The organism is Lachnospira multipara ATCC 19207 (assembly GCF_000424105.1).
Taxonomy (GTDB): domain Bacteria; phylum Bacillota; class Clostridia; order Lachnospirales; family Lachnospiraceae; genus Lachnospira; species Lachnospira multipara.
Genome location: NZ_AUJG01000017.1, coordinates 19,919 through 37,514 on the forward strand (window position 1 = coordinate 19,919; position 17,596 = coordinate 37,514).

Annotated in this window: 13 protein-coding genes; all 13 read right to left on the reverse strand. The window is 34.0% G+C overall.

From position 1 onward, the window contains the following. Positions 1–17: 17 nt before the first annotated feature. The gene (locus tag G600_RS0111580; RefSeq protein WP_027432059.1) at positions 18–4,418 is read right to left on the reverse strand and encodes a prealbumin-like fold domain-containing protein; all 4,401 of its coding nucleotides are present in this window, start codon (positions 4,416–4,418) and stop codon (positions 18–20) included. Between the two features lie 144 nt (positions 4,419–4,562). Next, positions 4,563–5,312 (reverse strand): amino acid ABC transporter ATP-binding protein, encoded by a 750-nt coding sequence (locus G600_RS0111585; RefSeq protein ID WP_027432060.1) that lies wholly within the window; start codon positions 5,310–5,312, stop codon positions 4,563–4,565. A gap of 1 nt (position 5,313) precedes the next feature. Further along, positions 5,314–5,988 carry an amino acid ABC transporter permease gene (locus G600_RS0111590; protein WP_027432061.1) on the reverse strand — a complete coding sequence of 225 codons (675 nt, stop codon included), beginning with the start codon at positions 5,986–5,988 and terminating at the stop codon, positions 5,314–5,316. Next, positions 5,969–6,628: an amino acid ABC transporter permease gene (locus G600_RS0111595; RefSeq protein ID WP_027432062.1), complete on the reverse strand. Its 660-nt coding sequence runs from the start codon at positions 6,626–6,628 to the stop codon at positions 5,969–5,971. The genes G600_RS0111590 and G600_RS0111595 overlap by 20 nt, the downstream gene beginning before the upstream one ends. Positions 6,629–6,659: 31 nt before the next feature. Then, positions 6,660–7,532, reverse strand: a complete 873-nt coding sequence (locus G600_RS0111600) for a transporter substrate-binding domain-containing protein (RefSeq protein ID WP_027432063.1) — start codon at positions 7,530–7,532, stop codon at positions 6,660–6,662. 164 nt (positions 7,533–7,696) lie between these two features. Next, the gene (locus G600_RS15250) at positions 7,697–9,928 is read right to left on the reverse strand and encodes an HD domain-containing phosphohydrolase (protein WP_162141504.1); all 2,232 of its coding nucleotides are present in this window, start codon (positions 9,926–9,928) and stop codon (positions 7,697–7,699) included. Between the two features lie 331 nt (positions 9,929–10,259). Continuing rightward, positions 10,260–10,862: a manganese efflux pump MntP gene (locus G600_RS0111610; protein WP_027432064.1), complete on the reverse strand. Its 603-nt coding sequence runs from the start codon at positions 10,860–10,862 to the stop codon at positions 10,260–10,262. 257 nt (positions 10,863–11,119) lie between these two features. Continuing rightward, a complete protein-coding gene (locus tag G600_RS0111615) occupies positions 11,120–11,767 on the reverse strand; it encodes a glycosyltransferase family protein (protein WP_027432065.1) in 648 nt (215 codons plus the stop codon). 3 nt (positions 11,768–11,770) lie between these two features. Continuing rightward, the gene (locus G600_RS0111620; protein ID WP_027432066.1) at positions 11,771–12,469 is read right to left on the reverse strand and encodes a WbqC family protein; all 699 of its coding nucleotides are present in this window, start codon (positions 12,467–12,469) and stop codon (positions 11,771–11,773) included. A 55-nt stretch (positions 12,470–12,524) separates the two neighbouring features. Then, complete coding sequence (locus G600_RS0111625) at positions 12,525–13,523, reverse strand: NAD-dependent epimerase/dehydratase family protein (protein ID WP_027432067.1); 999 nt, start codon at positions 13,521–13,523, stop codon at positions 12,525–12,527. Then, a complete protein-coding gene (locus G600_RS0111630; RefSeq protein WP_027432068.1) occupies positions 13,520–14,500 on the reverse strand; it encodes a hypothetical protein in 981 nt (326 codons plus the stop codon). The genes G600_RS0111625 and G600_RS0111630 overlap by 4 nt, the downstream gene beginning before the upstream one ends. A gap of 22 nt (positions 14,501–14,522) precedes the next feature. Then, positions 14,523–16,472 carry a glycosyltransferase family 2 protein gene (locus tag G600_RS0111635; protein ID WP_027432069.1) on the reverse strand — a complete coding sequence of 650 codons (1,950 nt, stop codon included), beginning with the start codon at positions 16,470–16,472 and terminating at the stop codon, positions 14,523–14,525. Between the two features lie 9 nt (positions 16,473–16,481). Beyond that, complete coding sequence (locus tag G600_RS0111640) at positions 16,482–17,585, reverse strand: DegT/DnrJ/EryC1/StrS family aminotransferase (protein WP_027432070.1); 1,104 nt, start codon at positions 17,583–17,585, stop codon at positions 16,482–16,484. Positions 17,586–17,596 lie beyond the last annotated feature (11 nt).

Consider the following 17,596-nt stretch of genomic DNA (forward strand, 5'->3'; position numbering starts at 1 on the left):
TATTATCACTAGCTCTATTAATCCTGCTTAGTCTTTTCCTTTTTCTTAAAAATCATCACAAATCCAATTAAAACTAGTCCTAAAGAAGTAAGATAAGACCAAACTGTTCCAATAAATCCACCTGTTTGTCTAAGTCTATCTGAATTTAAATCTGTTTTGTTAGCGTCTGTCTCATCTGCACGAAAATCCCCATAATATTTATCTTCAGACTTAGCAACTTCTAAATTCATTATATCAAAGTGATAGCTGTGTGTCTCATCAATTTTATTATTATCAATATCTCCTGCCACTTCTATCTTTGTAAGAGTAACAAGACTTTCTAGATTATCTATAGTAGCAGTCACAAAAGAATTTGTTGTGGAAGAATATAAAAGTAATGTATCCACAGGTTTTCCATTTTCATCTAGATTTCCCACAATTTTAAAGCTAATTGCAGGAATTGCTTCGTAGCCATCAATTGTGTTTTGTGCCAATAAAATGTACTCATCCTGATAATTTAGTTCGTAGGTATATTCAGGCTTATCTTCATCTGCTGCCACAGGCTCAACTGTTATTAACTCTGATGTTTGACTATCTAAATCACCATCTGTATATGTCTTTACTACAAAGTTTAGGGCTGAAAATGTATCATCAGATAACCCTAGTGTACTTGGGCTTAGTGTAAAGCTTGCTGTTTTGCTAGTGCTGTGCTTATCAATCATAGAGATTGTAAGACTTGCGCTTGAAGTTTCGTCTGAATCTGCAGAGTCTGAACCAGTCGATGCAGTTGTTTCCACAATTGTATATTCACCATTTTCATCGGCTATATAAAGCTTTAAATCTTCATCGATTTTAAACTTAATTGTTGTAGCTAGTTCAAAACCTACTGGTGCACTCTCTTCAATTAAGTAGTACTCACCCTCAGCAAAAGAAGTCTTATGAGCTGCGCCATTAGTTGTCCATCTTTCTACTAAGCTATCCTCTGTTAATTCTTTGCTAGTTGAAATCGCAAGCTTAGCGCCCTCAATTTCAGTTCCCTGACTATCTGATAATTTGCTAATGCTAAGAGCTAGTCTATCTTTACCAATATTTACCATATTAATGGCGTCTACATTTACATAAACACCATCCACGAGCTGTGTAAGTTTAAGTTCGCCTGTTGTAGCATCCTGAACAAGCTTAAAGCTAATAGCCTCTCCAGATGTATAATCTGATGGAGCTGTAGCTGTTAAACTATAATCGCTATCTAAGAAAATCTCGACTTCATTTTCATTAGCATCTGAAGAGTTCCAATTAGCAATTTCTAATCCGTCTTCTGTTAAAACTAAACTTGTATTTTTAAGCAAGTCGCCATTTTCAGCATTTGCTCTATTATAGATTTTAATTGTTGTTGAAAGTTTCTCATGTGTAAATGTTAATGTCTGTGAATTAGCCTTTCCAAGACCAATTGCTTGTGTTTCCTGACTTTCAACTTCCTTATATGTATCAGGCGTTTCAAGTTCTTCTACAATATATGTCTTGCCTTCAGTAAGTTTTGTAGAAATCGCTGTTGCCACACCATCTGTCTTAGTTGTAAGTATTAAAACTTCCTCGTTAGTATCAGGGTCAATTACAGCATAGCTAACGCCAGAAATACCATTTTCCTTAGAATCTAAGGCTTTAATGTAGAGGTAAGCAGCACTTGTAAATTCAGCACCAGCCTTAAAGGATGTCTTTAAATTTTGGCTTGAACTTGCAAATGTTGTAGAATCCTTATAGACAATGCTTATATTATTAGAACAATCTTTAAGGGTTACATCTACTAACTGTGCGCTATAAGTAAGTTTATAAACATAGTTTGTTTCTGGTAATGTAACATCCATTACTGTCTTGTTCTCACTATTAATTTCAATAGAAAACGTGTAGTCTGAAGGAGCTAATAAAGTCTCAGAAATAATATTTCCTGCATCATCAATTTCACACTGATAAAGGGCAATTGATAGCTGATCTAACTCCATAGAACTACCAAGTGTATCTCTTACTGTGAAATTGTTAGTTAAATCAAGTCTTGCTCTATTAATGTAAACTGTGTAATCAGCCTGACCCGTACTTCTATCCGCCTGGCCTTCCTTCTTAATAATAGAGTTGGTTATTGTAATTTTTCCTGAACTAACCTCAACCGCTTCTAAACTAGTAAGATTTGTTATGTCTTCTGTTGTAAGCTTAGCATTATTGTAAATGCTAAAAGTTCCGTTATTAATAGTCTCGTAATTATCACTATTTACCTTCGCCTTAAAGCTAATAGTCTTAATGCTTGAATCTCCCTCATCCTTTGAGATATCTCCAAGAGAAACTACTAGATTTCCCTCATCATTAAGGCTATGCTCTGTTTTTACGCCATTTACATAAACTGTGTCATCTACGATTTCAAACTTGTAGTCGTTGTAGTTTAAACTATCTACAACTACTGCATTTTCCATATTCATCTTGTTAGTGTCCACAGTTACTGTGACGTCTACTGTATGGTCATTGTAGCTGTAATTATCTATGCTTGTCTTTAAGACATTACTTGTATAGCTAATCTTTGCAGTACTTGACTGAGCTGATGCATTTTCAGCAATATCAAGGGATACTGTATTTGAAAATGTAGTGCTCTTGTTGTTTGTCCATGTGCTGGCAGCAGCATCAGTTAATACTGTTTTAAGTGTAAAAACTGCTTCATAGCCCTTACTGCTATCCTCTGAATCTACTAAGCTGCCAAGGTCTATTAAAATGTTATTATTATCGCTTGAATCCTCTATTGGAGTTACTGATAATGAAGATACCGTCTCTCCACTACTATTTATTAAACTTACCTCACTTATAGAAGAATCCACATATGTCTGTTCGCTTGGGATTAAATCAGTAATCTCAACCTCTGTAACTGGCTGATAACCCTGATTTACTAATACCTTCCATGTAAGTTCATGTGTTGATGGATCGTAGCTTACGCCTCTAATCTCAATACCTGAACTTAAGTTAACAGAAGCTTCCTTTGTAACACTTGGTCCCTTAAATTCTGATGTTCCATTACCATTACCATCAGAATCATACTCATATGTTATCCATGCATCATTTTTAGGATTAGAGCTATGATTCTGTTTTAGGTAATCTGCATAATTAGTAATCTGTGTTGAATAAGTTATTACAATAGTAATATCTCCTGTCATATCCCCAAGTAGGGCAGACCATGTATAGTCACTTGAACTGTTCTCATTTAGAGTAGCACTAAGACTTGAAGTTGTTGGTTCACCTGTTGTGTTATTGCTAGTATTAACATTTACAACTCCGTCTACTAGTGTCATATTTGCCCCATCACCTGCAAATAAATCATATAATGTTACATTTTGTAACGAATAACCATTGTTGTTAACAGTAATCTTCCAGTTAATAATTCCATCTGTAGTTACACTTCCTGTAACTTCCTTATTAAGCCACTGTTTAACGGACTTTGTAAGTGTCTCTGTGTCAGAAACTGGCTCGCTATAAATTGTAGAATTGTCACTGTTATCAATTAAGTTAGCTTTATCTGTTAAAGTTACTTCCATTTTTGTCACATTATTTTTTATGTCCGATTCTTTCAAAGAAAATGGACTAGTTGTATCATAAGTAATAACTGTCTTTGTATTTGAATCTGTATTGGGGCTATCAATTGAGAATGTTAATGTTTTATTAGACTCGTCATATGTTGCTGTTTGACTCTCTTGATTTATTTTAAAACTGTCTGAAACGTAAGATTCATCGTCTGAAAGTTCTATTGATAATGTATATCCTTCTTTATATTCAGTAGGTGTCTCGGCATTAGTAATATCTACTTCCCAAGAAACCGTTGTGTCATCTTTTTTTGTAGCCTCGATAGATAAACTAGGAGGTGTTGTTACATATTCTTTAATTTTAAAAGTGTAAACGCTTCCATCTGGAAATGTTATCTCTCTTGTCTCTGTTGTTAATGTCTCATTTAGGGCTAAAATAATGTCGAAATAGGCATTACTTAGAGTTCCCGCCATGTCTGTGGTTAAAGTAAACTTTACAGTAGCTAAATCATTTTCTGTATCAGGTGTAATAACTACTTCACCAAATTCAACAGTATTAGTAGTATCATATACCTTTATAGTTTGTGCGGATAAATTAAACTGTGAAATTCCAGTTATACTTGGAAGTTCCAAAGTTTCCCCCTGCTGTATTGCTCCATCATCTGTGGTATTAATTGCCACATCCTTAAATTTATAACTAGCTTTAAACTGAGTTGACTTAGAAATAATTCCATCAGCTAAAGCCTCATCTGTTTGAGCATTAGTAACAGTTACCGTTACTAAATCACTTAAATTTGAATTAGTATCAGCAAAGGCGATTAAATCCTGACTAAGAGTGCTAAAAATAAGTAAAAATGCCATCACACCCGCCAAAAATTTTCTCTTCATTGTATACTCCTTATTTAGTTTTTATATTTCCCATTTTTTGTCAGCTTCCCTATAATAACATGATAAGATCGAACCAACAAGTAAAATTTTTGTAAACTGATAAAAGTATTTAGGTGAAATACATCGGAGTATGAATTTAGATAATTATAATCGTGTTGTAAACTGGAATCTATCTAGAAACTTAGCAGCTCTTTCTGTTTTTGGAGATGCAAAAAATCCCTCCACATCATCTGTTTCTTCAACAATTTCTCCCTTATCAAAAAATATTATTTTATCTGCCACTGCTTTTGCAAAATTCATTTCATGAGTAACAATAATCATAGTTGATCCTTGTCTTGCAAGTTCTTGCATTGTCTCTAAGACTTCATATACCATTTCAGGATCAAGAGCTGCTGTTACCTCATCAAAAAGAATAATTTCAGGATGTACAAGTAATGCTCTTACAATAGCAACTCTCTGCTTTTGACCGCCAGATAACTGTCTTGGATACATATCCTTTTTATCTAGCAAATCAACCCTGTCTAAAAGCTTTAAGGCTTCCTTTGTAACTTCTTCTCTCTTTCTTTTTTGCACCTTCATTGGAGCAATAATTAAATTATCTATTACAGATAAATGTGGGAAAAGTTCGTAGGATTGAAATACCATTCCGATTTTTTGTCTTAATTTTACAATATCCTTATTCTTTGGATTTACCTCTAGTCCATCTACTCTTATAACTCCTGACTGAATTTCTTCAAGTCCATTTAAGCAGCGTAAAAATGTACTTTTACCACAACCACTTGGACCTATAATTACAACTACCTCTCCCTTTTTAACGGATAAGTTTATATCCTTTAAAACAACATTGTTATCAAATTCTTTATGAAGATATTTCACATCTAATAGCTCATTCATTTTATGCCCACCTTTTTTCTAGATATATACTTAATCTACTGATTGGCCAGCAAATAATAAAATACAAAAAGAACACAAATGCAAATACACCAAAAGCTGCATTTGGTGATGTATTTCTATTAGCTTCAATAATCTGCTGTGCAACCTTTAAAACCTCAACATTTCCTATCATCATAACTAAAGAAGTAGTCTTTATCATTCTTGTTATAAGATTAATTGCCAATGGAATTAATCTTCTAATAGTTTGAGGTATAATTATTACAACAAAAGTTTGTACTGTATTAAAACCTAAGGCCAAACTTGATTCAAACTGTATCTTTGGAATTGTCTTTATGGCACCTCGAACCAAGTCGCCCATTTCTGCAGTTCCCCAAAAACTAAATACGAAGATTGCAGAAAATTCAGCTGACAAGTCCCAACCAAAAACTCTTGTTGTTCCAAAATAAACAATAAAGAGAAGAACCATCTGTGGCATAATTCTTACAACTTCTAGATATATTTTCAAAATGATACGTAAAAATGGTCGGTCTATAGTCATTAAAATACCTACAATTAAGCCTAAGACAATGCTTATTACTACTGAAATCAAACTTATCTCAATAGAAACCCACAAGCCTTGAAGCAATCTAAAAAGATTCGTACCTTTAAATAACACATCAATCCCCAAAGCCTGCATATCTAACCTTCCTTTCCACTATTGCCCCGATTATAGAAACAGGGATTAGCATTATTAAATAAAAGACAACTAAAAGGAAAAGATTTTCCGTAGTCTTTGCATACATTCCAATTAAATCTTTAGCTGTAAACATTAAATCCATTAAGCTGATTGTTGAAAATACGGAAGTCTCCTTTAATAAGAAGATAATGTTTGCAACTAGTCCCGGAATACTCATTGATAGAGCCTGTGGTAAAATGATATATCTAAATGTCTTAGCTTTACTAAACCCTAAACTAAGAGCACTTTCAGTTTGAATAGTCGTCACTGCTTCTAATCCACTTCTAAAAGTCTCTATCATATAGGCACCACCAAGTAATCCCAAACCCAAGACACCACATTTTTCTGCAGTAATTTGAATACCTACTTTTGGCAGTGCAAAATAAATAAAGAATAACTGAATTAATAAAGGTGTGTTTCTAAAAATCTCGATATATATCCCTACTATTTTTTGTAAAAATTTTACCTTAAAATGCAGGAGGCTGGCACCTACTAAGCCTATAATCAAGCTAAGTAAAATGCCTAACCATCCTATTTTTAAAGTTAAGAATAAGGCTTCTTTAAAGTGAGGAATATATGATATAATTACGTCCTTATCCATTAACAATTAACCTTTCTATTTACTAAATACATTAGTTGTTAGTAAGTGATGTTGACTCTACAACAAGTGTATCCTCGTAATCTTCACCGTAAGTATCCTTAAGAGTTGCTTCATAATCCTCATGGAAGAAGTTCTTTGCAGCTAAACTTACAGTTTCTTCATTTAACCAATTAAGTAAAGATTCATTACCCTTTGTTACGGCAGGTGCGATTGTATCTGCATCTCCTAGTGATGGAATGCCTACTGTGTAACCTTCGTTTTCTAATGAAAATGCAATTACTTCTGTATTATCATTTGCCCAAGCTACGCCGTTCTTATTTTCAAAAGCTGTCTTAGCTGCTGCATATGAATCGTACTTCTGAAGCTTTATATTAGGATAATTCTTAGTTAAATATGTCTCTGCTGTAGTTCCTGAAATTACAATTACCTGATCATTTTTTCCAAGATCATCAAGGCTTTCTACTACAGCATTGCTTGGAGATACAACACCAAGGGAAACATTCATATATGGAAGAGAAAAATCAACTTCTTCTTTTCTCTCATCTGTTACTGTAAAGTTAGCTAAGATAATATCAACTTTACCTGTCTGTAAGTATTCAATTCTGTTTGCTGCCTCAGTTGAAACAAAATTTACTTCTACTCCTAAATCCTTAGCAATCTGATTTGCAAAGTAAACATCATAACCTGCATAGTTACCATTTTCATCAACATAACCAAATGGACTTTTATCAGAGAAGACACCTATATTTATAACGCCGCTTTCCTTTATTTCATCTACTGTTCTATAAACCTTATCATCAGCTTTACTTGTTGAATTGCTTGTCTTGCAAGCTGTTAAACTAACAGCTAAAAGTGCTGTTGCCATTAATAAACTTGTAACCTTCTTAAATAAACTCTTTTTCATAAATCATTTCTCCTTTTCTTAAGATAGGATTATACTAGCATCACATCCTTAACTTGAAAAATCGTTTAATTTTATCATGGGCTATAAGTTTTTCTTATTGCTATAAAAAAAGGACATAACAAAATTTGTTATGTCCTAAATTCCACCACATAAAGTTAATATAATTACCACCACAATATGTCATTGTTTTCTTCCTCTACCTTTTCAAGCTTGCCTTCTTTTACAAGTTCAATAAAAGCTTGTGCAAAGTCAGGATTAAACTGACTTCCAGCTCCTTCCTGTATTTCATTTAAGCACTCCTCTAAGTCCATCTTCTTTCTATATGGTCTTGTAGAATACATGGCATCAAAGGCATCGGCAACAGAAATAATCTGAGCAATCTCTGGAATTTCATCACCCTTTAAACCTTCTGGGTAGCCCTTACCATCAAAACGTTCATGATGATAACCGGCACCATAGGAAATCTCAGGGATCAAGTCAATTTCCTGTAGAATTTCATTTCCATATTCAGGGTGCTTCTTGACCTGATTGTATTCATCTTCATTAAGCACATCTTTCTTATGTAAAATGTCATTCGGTATTAGAATTTTACCAATATCGTGAAGAAGTGCCACATTGTAGACCTTCTCTGCTTTTTCAGGGCTATAGCCAATTTTTAGAGCTAATCTTCGTGAATAATTTGCTACTCTAAAAGAATGTCCACTAGTATACTCATCTTTCTTATCAATTATTTTTGCAAATGCTCGTATCATTTGATTAAAGACCTTTTGAATTGCTCTTCGTTGTTTTCTGGCCTTTTCAACCTTGGATCTCATTGAAATAATAACAGCTGTAGTTATCATTACAAAAATCGCAATTGAGATAACAATAAATATAGCAATATGATCCCTTACTAAATCAAAAAAAGTATAAGTATAAAGCTTATCCGTATAATGTGTTGTTAAACTACTTATGTAATCTGGATTAAAAAGTGCAACTCCACGGTTTATCAATTTCAATAAGCCCTCATTACCAATCTTTACACCAAAACAAATATCCTCTCTAAGACTAAGAGGAATAGCTGATAAAGCATTATATTTACTATTTTTTAAAATATCATAGGCTCTTAAACTACTTAAAACAGTGGCATCTACTTGCCCATTCTTTACTGCTTTTAAGCAAGATTCTATATCCGGATAATAAATAATTTCCGCATTAGGATAAGAACTTTTAGTATAATAGTATTGCATACCATTATTTCTATTAACTGCCAAAGTGTGTACTTTACTTGTATCCTTATTCTTTTTAAATACCAATTCATTAGAAACTGATAGTAATGAATTAGAAGGATAAATTTCATTTATTTCTGAATAAAAAAGACTATCATTGACTGGAAAGGCTATATCTATTTTTTCATTACTAATATCTTGCATCATATCTTCATAAGACGCATATCCAACATAACTAACATCTATATCAGAAAGAGATAAATTACTTAGTATCTGGGGTATAATATCCTTTATAATACCCGTAACATTTCCATTAGAATCTGTATCACTAAGAGGTAATAAATTTTCAAGATAACCAACAACTAACTTATCATTATTCTCAATCCATTCCTTCTCAGAACTTGAAAATGACAAACTAGTTACACTACCTTGATAATACTTGTTCTTTAAATTGCTGATAAAATTAGGTTCTTGATTAGTAATTGAAGTCTGCGCATTATCAAGTTCCTCTAATAAATCAGGTCTATCCTTGTTAACACACAAATAAAAGTCAGAAGAACCAAAAGTTCCTACAACCTCTGAATTAGTACGACTATATGTTCCGCTACCTTCAACAGCAGCGATATCTATTCCTCCATTATCGAAATCATGCAATAAAGACTCGTAATCATCATATTTAATTACATTACAATCCACATCATATTCTAGAACATAATTATAAAAGACATCAATTATTGCACTATTTAGAATTCCAATTTTTTTATTAGAAAATGAAGTTGGATCGTTAGTTACATCTGTATCATATGTGTGTTTAATAAGATGGTAAATTTCGGTTCCCATAGGCATAGTAGGATAAGAAATCAGCTCTTCTCTTTCAGGTGTCTTTGCAAGACCTGCAAGTAAATCAATCTCTCCATCCAATAATTGTTCATAAAGCTCATTGTATGTACCATAGACATACTCATACTTCCATCCTGTATATTCGGAAAGTTTACGATAATACTCGTAGGCGTAACCGGTTTTTACAGCGCCATCTCTGGCCCCTTCCTGGAAGATTTCGTTCTCATAATAGCCAACATATACAACTTTTGAGTTGTCGGCCCTTACTTTCTCGCTTAAAAATACTCCTGCTATAGTCCCAATCAATAAAGAGTAGATTAAAACGAGGCTCAACCATCTTTTTTTCATAAAAATTCTCATTTGCACTAAAGCTCCCTAATGAATTTTACATTCTAGTAATCCTCACCTATAGACGCTTTTATTGTATAACATAATTATGCCCGATACAACCAAAGATTTAGTGTAATAAAGTAATAATTTATTGTGACAATTTTTTATGAACGCAGTGTAAGCAATCCCCCGCTTCAAAAGCGTAAGCTTTAAGCGGGGGTATAAAGCTTATTAGTGTCAGAAGGGGTTAAAGCCCCTTCTGACAGGTGGCACAAAGTGCCACTGCGTTCATGAGGAAGTAGCGAAGCGGATTCCGAATGTCCGCTTTACTTTTTAAAACTGGCACTTCTTAAAATCCACCAATAAATACCTTTAAACCAATAAAAATCAATATAAGTCCACCTACAATTGTAGCCTTATCAGAGAGCTTCTCACCAAACTTCTTACCTGATATTAGTCCAAAGATGCATATGAAAAATGTAACAATAGCGATAATTATTGACGAGAATAGCGCTTCAAAAAAGCCGTAGCCTGAAATTGTAAAACCTACTGATAGAGCATCAATAGATGTGGCAATTCCCTGTACAAAAAGAGCCATTCTCCCAAGACAGACTATTTCCTGCATCTTCTTATCATGTTCACTACAATCTGTAACACAAAGCATATCCTTAATACCCTCAATTAACATCTTTCCACCAATGTAGATAAGTAAAATCAAGGCAATCCATGGAATACATTTTTGAAATTCCTTAAAAAGCTCAGAAATTGTATGAACACAAGTCCAGCCTATTAAAGGCATTATAAACTGAAAGAAGGCGAAAGTTCCTGCAATAGCAACACTCTTTCTTCTTCTCATATTTGGCTCATTAAGTCCGTTTACAATAGATACGGAAAAGGCGTCCATGGCAAGGCCAACCCCTAACATGGCACTATCAACTAACAAATTTAACATAAAGTCCTCCGATTGATATAATTTGATACATTTTCATCCAATAAAAAAAGCCGGATGCATATGCTGCATCCGGATAAGTTCAAATTAGATAAACTTCGCCCATGTACAGCCATACGCTCTACATGAGTCTCGCAATTTAAAATAAGCCAGGTTTTGACACCAGTATGTTGACTTATTACGACGAAGTCGCTTACTACTCCCTCACGGTTTTTTCAGTATATCAATGGAATATTTTGTTAGTCAAGACGAACTCTCTCTTATCCATAAAGATTCCTAAAGATCTTCCTATACTTATAATATTCCTTATAATTTATAAAGCCCTCATCATGGAAAGTCCATGGAATATCCTGGTGAGGAGTCACCACCTTATAGCCCTTCTTTCTAAATTCATAGGACTGACTAATATCATAAAAATCCCAACCTGTAAACACATCCTCCCTCCAAGGAAGGTCCACTTGAGTCACCATTATGACCCCGTCTAAGGCCTCCACCTCCATGTATTTTTTCTTCTCGTTATCAAATATAGACATAAAGGTCTCGTAATTATTGCTGTGATACGAAGCCCCCACAGCTCTTGACTTCCACAATATCTTATTTTCTGGCATCTTAGGAGAGCCAACGCAGCCAAACATACCAATCTTTGGATCTTTGAAAATGTCTAGCGCCTCATAAAGAAATCGCTTATTTACAATCATCACATCTTGATGAAGATAAATCTTATACTTGGCATCACTAGCTTTCATGCCCTCATTATAGCCACTAGTCATTGAAACTGCATCCACCACCTCAATATCCTCAACGCTATAACCCTGTGGAATATCTAACCTTGAAATATAATAAAGGGCCTCTGCTGCCATGTCCTCATCATTTACACACATTATAAAGGCAAACTTCTTATCATCCATAAACTACTCCTCTAAAGTGTAACATTTTAACAATTCCTTAGTTCCTTCCCTACCATTAAACATTAGAAGGTCTATTATAGAAAGATTTGGCACAAAGTCCGAATCAAACTGCTTATATCTAATTTCCTTGGTCTTTAGAAAATGTAATCTAATCCCTTCACTTCTAAAGCTTTCCTGGTCATACAAAGCCTTGCCACCAATAGCATTATAATAGTCACTAGCTCCAAGTCTTTTACATATATCAAGTAACTTTTCCTGTCCTTTTAAATGTCCGTTTTTTTCAATTTCTGAAGAATAGACAAATTCAGTATTCATGGAAAGATAGCTTGATATTTCTTTTATGATTTTTCCATTCAACTTAGCTAAATTAGTCTCTTTGCTAGTTAAAAGCTCTTCTAGCAAAGGATAAGTCTCTTCATAATAAGGGGCCTTTTTATAAGTCATAACAATCCTTTTTAAATTCTTCTGATTCCTAATCCCGCTATCTATCTCTATTTCGTTGATTTTCTTATTAGGACTAGCAAGGCTTAAATAAAGGTTTAAAAATGTAGCCTCCCCATTAATAAGAATCTTATTTCTATTAATCCATCCTCCCTTAATATAATTGACATCATCATAAATCACGTATTTATCTACCAAATTTATAAGCTGCCAATAGCCAATATAAGGGAAAAAATAAGGTTGCATAATACCTAGTTTCATAAGCACCTCTTAGTTTTTCTATTAATGCCTAATTTTCTATTAATGCCTAAAAGTCCTAATTCTTACGCCTTAATTCATCAAAACGCTTAAGTTCCATTTCCTTTTTGTATTCACTAAAAAGAGCATGAACATCATATTTAGGCTCATATCCTAAATCCTTTTTTGCATTTTCCACATCCATTAAAAAGCCGCCCATGGCCTTCTTTTCCGGACGATAGATAATCTTAGACTTCTTATCTGGAGGTGAGAAAACATCAATTATGGCCTCTATCTGCTCCTTTAGAGTTACTGGTATTCCTGTTCCCACATTATAAAAACCAGTATCTTTATTAACTTCAATAGCCTTAGCTATCATCTGGGCGCAATCATTTACATAAACCATATCCTTAGAATAATTAGGATTGCCCCAAAGCTCGATATCCTCGCCCTTCATAGCATTATTAATCATCCTATAAACAGGCCTTAAAGTCTTAACGCCTCCCGGATAATAATACTGATAAGAGCTGTAGTTATAGATGGTTGGAAACCTAAATATAAAATACTTAAGGCCGTATTCCTCATGGTAATGCTTTAAAAGCTCAATAGTTGTGTTCTTACTAATTACATAAACCGCGTGATCCCCTTTATAACTAAAGTTTAGGGGAAGGTCTGGCTTTAAAACATAGCCCTCTTGCGCATAATTAGAAATATCAAAAACCGTTGTGGAGAAAATGATTCTATCAGCCCCAACTTTTCTACAATATTCCAAGATATTAAAGCCTCCAATGATGTTGGAATTAATATATTTTTCTGGGCTGTAATCATCCATATAAGAAGGTATCACTGCTGCTAGGTCAATTACTGCAAAAACCTCCTCTGTTGGCAGCTTATGAAAATCTTCCTTCTTAGCTATATCCACAGAAATGTATTTAATGCCCATTTTTTCAAAAAAGTCTGTCTTTCTTCTTCCACTAGCTATGACTTCAAAGCCCTTATCTTTAAAATAATCAATTAGATATAAAAGCACGTAAGAGCCTACATTTCCTGTGGCTCCAAAAAGAATTATCTTCTTCATAAGTCCCCCATTTCTCCCATCAAGAGTTCGCACATGTATTTCATATCTTCTAAATCATATCTTTGGTCGCAAACTAGGTTTAGCACTGAGTCTGCCATTTTATACTCAAAAGAATCCTCCGATGCTTCCACTAAAACATTAGGCCACAAAAGCGGCAGATATATATTTTTAAAGATCAATCTATCCCTTAATTTTTCTGCATCTTTTATCATTAAGGGATATGAAAATGCACCTAAGCCCACTACAATATCTAACTCATTAATCTTTCCTAGTTTTTCCTGTAAAAATCTGGCGTTATCCTGTCGTTTCCTGCCAACATTTTCATAATCAATTCCCTTCAAAAGATTTTTGCTAATTAAAGACATCTTCTTAATATCTGCCCTAGCCAACTTTTCTTCATTATGTCTAAAGTCTTCAAAAAAATTCTTGGCACTTTTTTCGAAACGTCCTAGTAAATGAGACATATTCTCCCTTACTTCTTCGTATTCTAGTTTTTCATATTCCTCTTTAAGGTCGGCATCTGTGTAAAGAAAAGCACCATCTGCCACTCCAAAAAACTTTCTTGCAGAGTATATGCAATCACAATTCTCTGTTCTTTTTTGATAATATGCCTGCACATTATCTATGATTACTCTGTCGTATTTTTTCTTTAACTTATATAAGTAGTCCTCCTCTAACTGACCGTAATAATTTATGACATATAGCCATTCCTCGGGCTCTAATTTCATATCCTCTTCTAGGTAATTAGCGGGTCTAAGCTTATTATCGATTCTATATTCTTTTAGAGCCAGACCATATTTTTTACAAGTGGCTTTAATAGATGAACAGGCATATATGGGAATTCTAATCTTTTTAATATGCCTCGCATTAATAAGAAAAGCTAGGCAATTTGAACCTGTGTTAAAGGCATAGGCCTCCTTGTGTAACATATCAAAATTATTAACCTCTAATTCAAAGTAACCCCCAATTTCTTTCATATTTAACCCTCATCTAAAATTCTTATTTCTTCACTATAGTGTCTTTTTTATCCAAAAATTGCATAAAGCCTTTTTTAAGTTCATCCTGCATAAAATCAGCCTTTATGTAATTATATTTTTCCTTTAGACAGTCTATGATTTCTGAGTAATGTCTATGCATATAAAAAATTGCGCTGGTTTGCTGGGCTGTTTTTTCACTATCTAAAAGAAGAAAATATCGCTCACACATTAGCTCTTCCCTACTGGTAGCCTCTTTTCTTCTGAATAAATCCTTAAAGGCAGCCGCAAAAAGTGTATCCTCCATATCTTCTAAGACCTGCATCCAAACAAAGCCCTCCTCCACTGAGGTTCTATAAATGTTATCATCTGTTGGAGCGGATTCATTTTTATTATCCCCTGTGTAATGCACTCCAAGATAGGTTAGTGGAAGGCAAATAAGATGCAAATCATACTTACATAAATAATCTACCCACTTAAAAAAATCCGGCAATTGCCTGCAAGCAAGGCCATGCTTTTGCTCTTCTAAAAATATCTCTCTTTTCATGACTGAAGAGGGATTACAAAAGCAATTAGAATTCTCCCAAAGGTATTTTAGCCATTGAGTTCGACTTCGATTTTTTTCAAAAAATACTGCATCTCCTGTTGTTTCACCATCATCTCGCAAATAGTAGGCCCAAGTTAAGGAGATTCCTCCATTTTTCTCCAAATAATCTATCTGAATAGCTAGTTTATCCTTATCCCATACATCATCAGAATGCATAAGTGCAATATATTTTCCACTAGCTTCTTTAGCTAAAAAAGGAATTCTACCCCTTAGATTTTCTTTAAAGTAAAATTCTTTTTTGTAATATTTAGAATACTCCTTCATAATTTCAGTAGTCTTATCCGTTGAGGCATCATCGCATACAATAAATTCTATGTTCTTATAGCTTTGATTAATTACACTCTCAATAGCCCTTCTTACATATTTCTCATGATTATAAGCAGGCATAATTACTGAAACTAGAGGACCATTTTCAATTAAATCCTTATTAATTACAGGTCTAAAGCCTTTATAGAAATCCTCTAACTTAGTCTTAGTCAAAACTGTTAATAGGCTAGAACAAGCAAGTCCACTTTTTTCAAAATCTTCTTGTCCAAAATATTCAATTCCAAGCTCTGTTAGATAGAAGTTAGCATTTAGACTAGCTATAATCTTTTCTGATATGCTAGAAATTTCTGGATTATCCGAATCTTCTAAATCCCCTAACTCTGCTAAAATTACTATCTCACCATCATCTTTTAGAATCCTTTTTAGATTTTCTAAAAATCCCCCCTCAGACAATTTATCTATAGCAAGCTTTGAAAGAATGATTAAATCATAGCTTTTATCCTCTTTTTGCTTTAGCTTTTCGGTATCTTCCTTAAAAGTAAGATCTGTCTGAAATGCATTTAAACTTTCATATTTAATAAGTGGACACCACAAATTTATATAGGCATCAATTACAGGAGTTGGAGCGATTTGTAAGACACTAGTTTCTTCTGTAGCTGTAGATAGGGAAATCTTTTTTAAGAATAAACTTACAAGTCTGTCTCTTCTTGAGCTCGTACAATTCTTGCATTGTCCATCCTTAGCACTATAGTAAACTTCCTTTCCACAACACGGACAAAAGCCCTGCAAGCCTTCTATTCGCTCTTTAATCTCCTCTAGACCACTAGCTAAAAGATTTACAGAATCATACACGTCTTGAATATTTTCCTTTAAAAATGTCTCATTTTTACAAGAATCAAAAAAAACAACTATGAAATCAAAATATTCTAAATAATCCTCTAGAATCTCTGGAAAGACTAGCTTTTTTACCGCATCTATTAGTGTAGGAATTGCTGCTATCTTCTCAGCTATAGACTCTAATTCAAATTCCCCCTCAAATTCATTTTTGACTTTTCCGAAATATTCAATTATTCCCTCTAATCCTGTGTCTCTTTTTTTCATAAATCCCCCTTAAGATAGCGCCTTAATAACCCTATCCTGTTCTGCTCTTGTAATGCCTTCGTATAAAGGCAAGGTTAATATATGCTTAGATAAATCTCTTGCTACATGAAGATCAACTTCCTTATACTTGTTTCTAAAACAGTTTTGGTCTGCAGTAATGGGGTAGAAATATTTTCTTGCAAATATATCATCTGCCCGCAGCTTATCGTAAATCTCATCTCTATTGCAGCTTGCCTCATCTGTAACTAAGATTGGGAAATAGGCATAATTATTGACTTCCCCAGGCTTAAGCACTCTAAAGGAGCTTATACCTTTTATTTTATCAATGGCCTCACAGTAATAATCAAAGGCCTCCTTTCTAGACTTAATTGCATCTGTTAGATGTCTTAAATTACATAGACCCATAATGGCACAAAATTCGTTCATCTTAGCATTTGCGCCAACCTCAGCTACTAAAGTTTCGCTGCGAATTCCGAAATTTTTAAGGTTATATAACTTCTCATAAATCCAATCATCATGAAAACATACTGCGCCGCCTTCTATACTATTAAAAACCTTTGTGGCGTGAAAACTTAGAATTGAGGCATCACCAAAGTTGCCAATTCCCACCTCATTAAGACTTTCTCCAAAGGCATGAGCCGCATCATAAATGACTTTAAGATTGTAGTCCTTAGCTATTTTTTCTATTTTTTCTATAGCGCATAAATTTCCATAAACATGAATTGGAAGGATTGCCACAGTTTTTTCCGTAATCAAATCCTCTATTTTTTCTTCGTCAATTGTTCCATCACTGGCCTTAACATCGCAAAATACTGGTTTACAGCCATTTCTAACAATTGCATGGGTTGTGGATATAAAGGTAAAAGGGCTAGTTATAATTTCACTGCCCTCTGGAAAAGAGAAGGCCTGAATTATCATTTCAAGAGACATATGTCCATTGACTAAAAGCGAGATTTTATCAACCTTTAAATAATCCTTCAGCTTCTCCTCTAATTCATTGTGATATCTACCCATATTGGTCATCCAATGCGAATCCCACAAAGGTTTAATCGCATCAATAAATTCCTCATAGGGTGGCATAGAAGAACGTGTTATATTTATTCTTTCCCCCATAGTATTTCTCC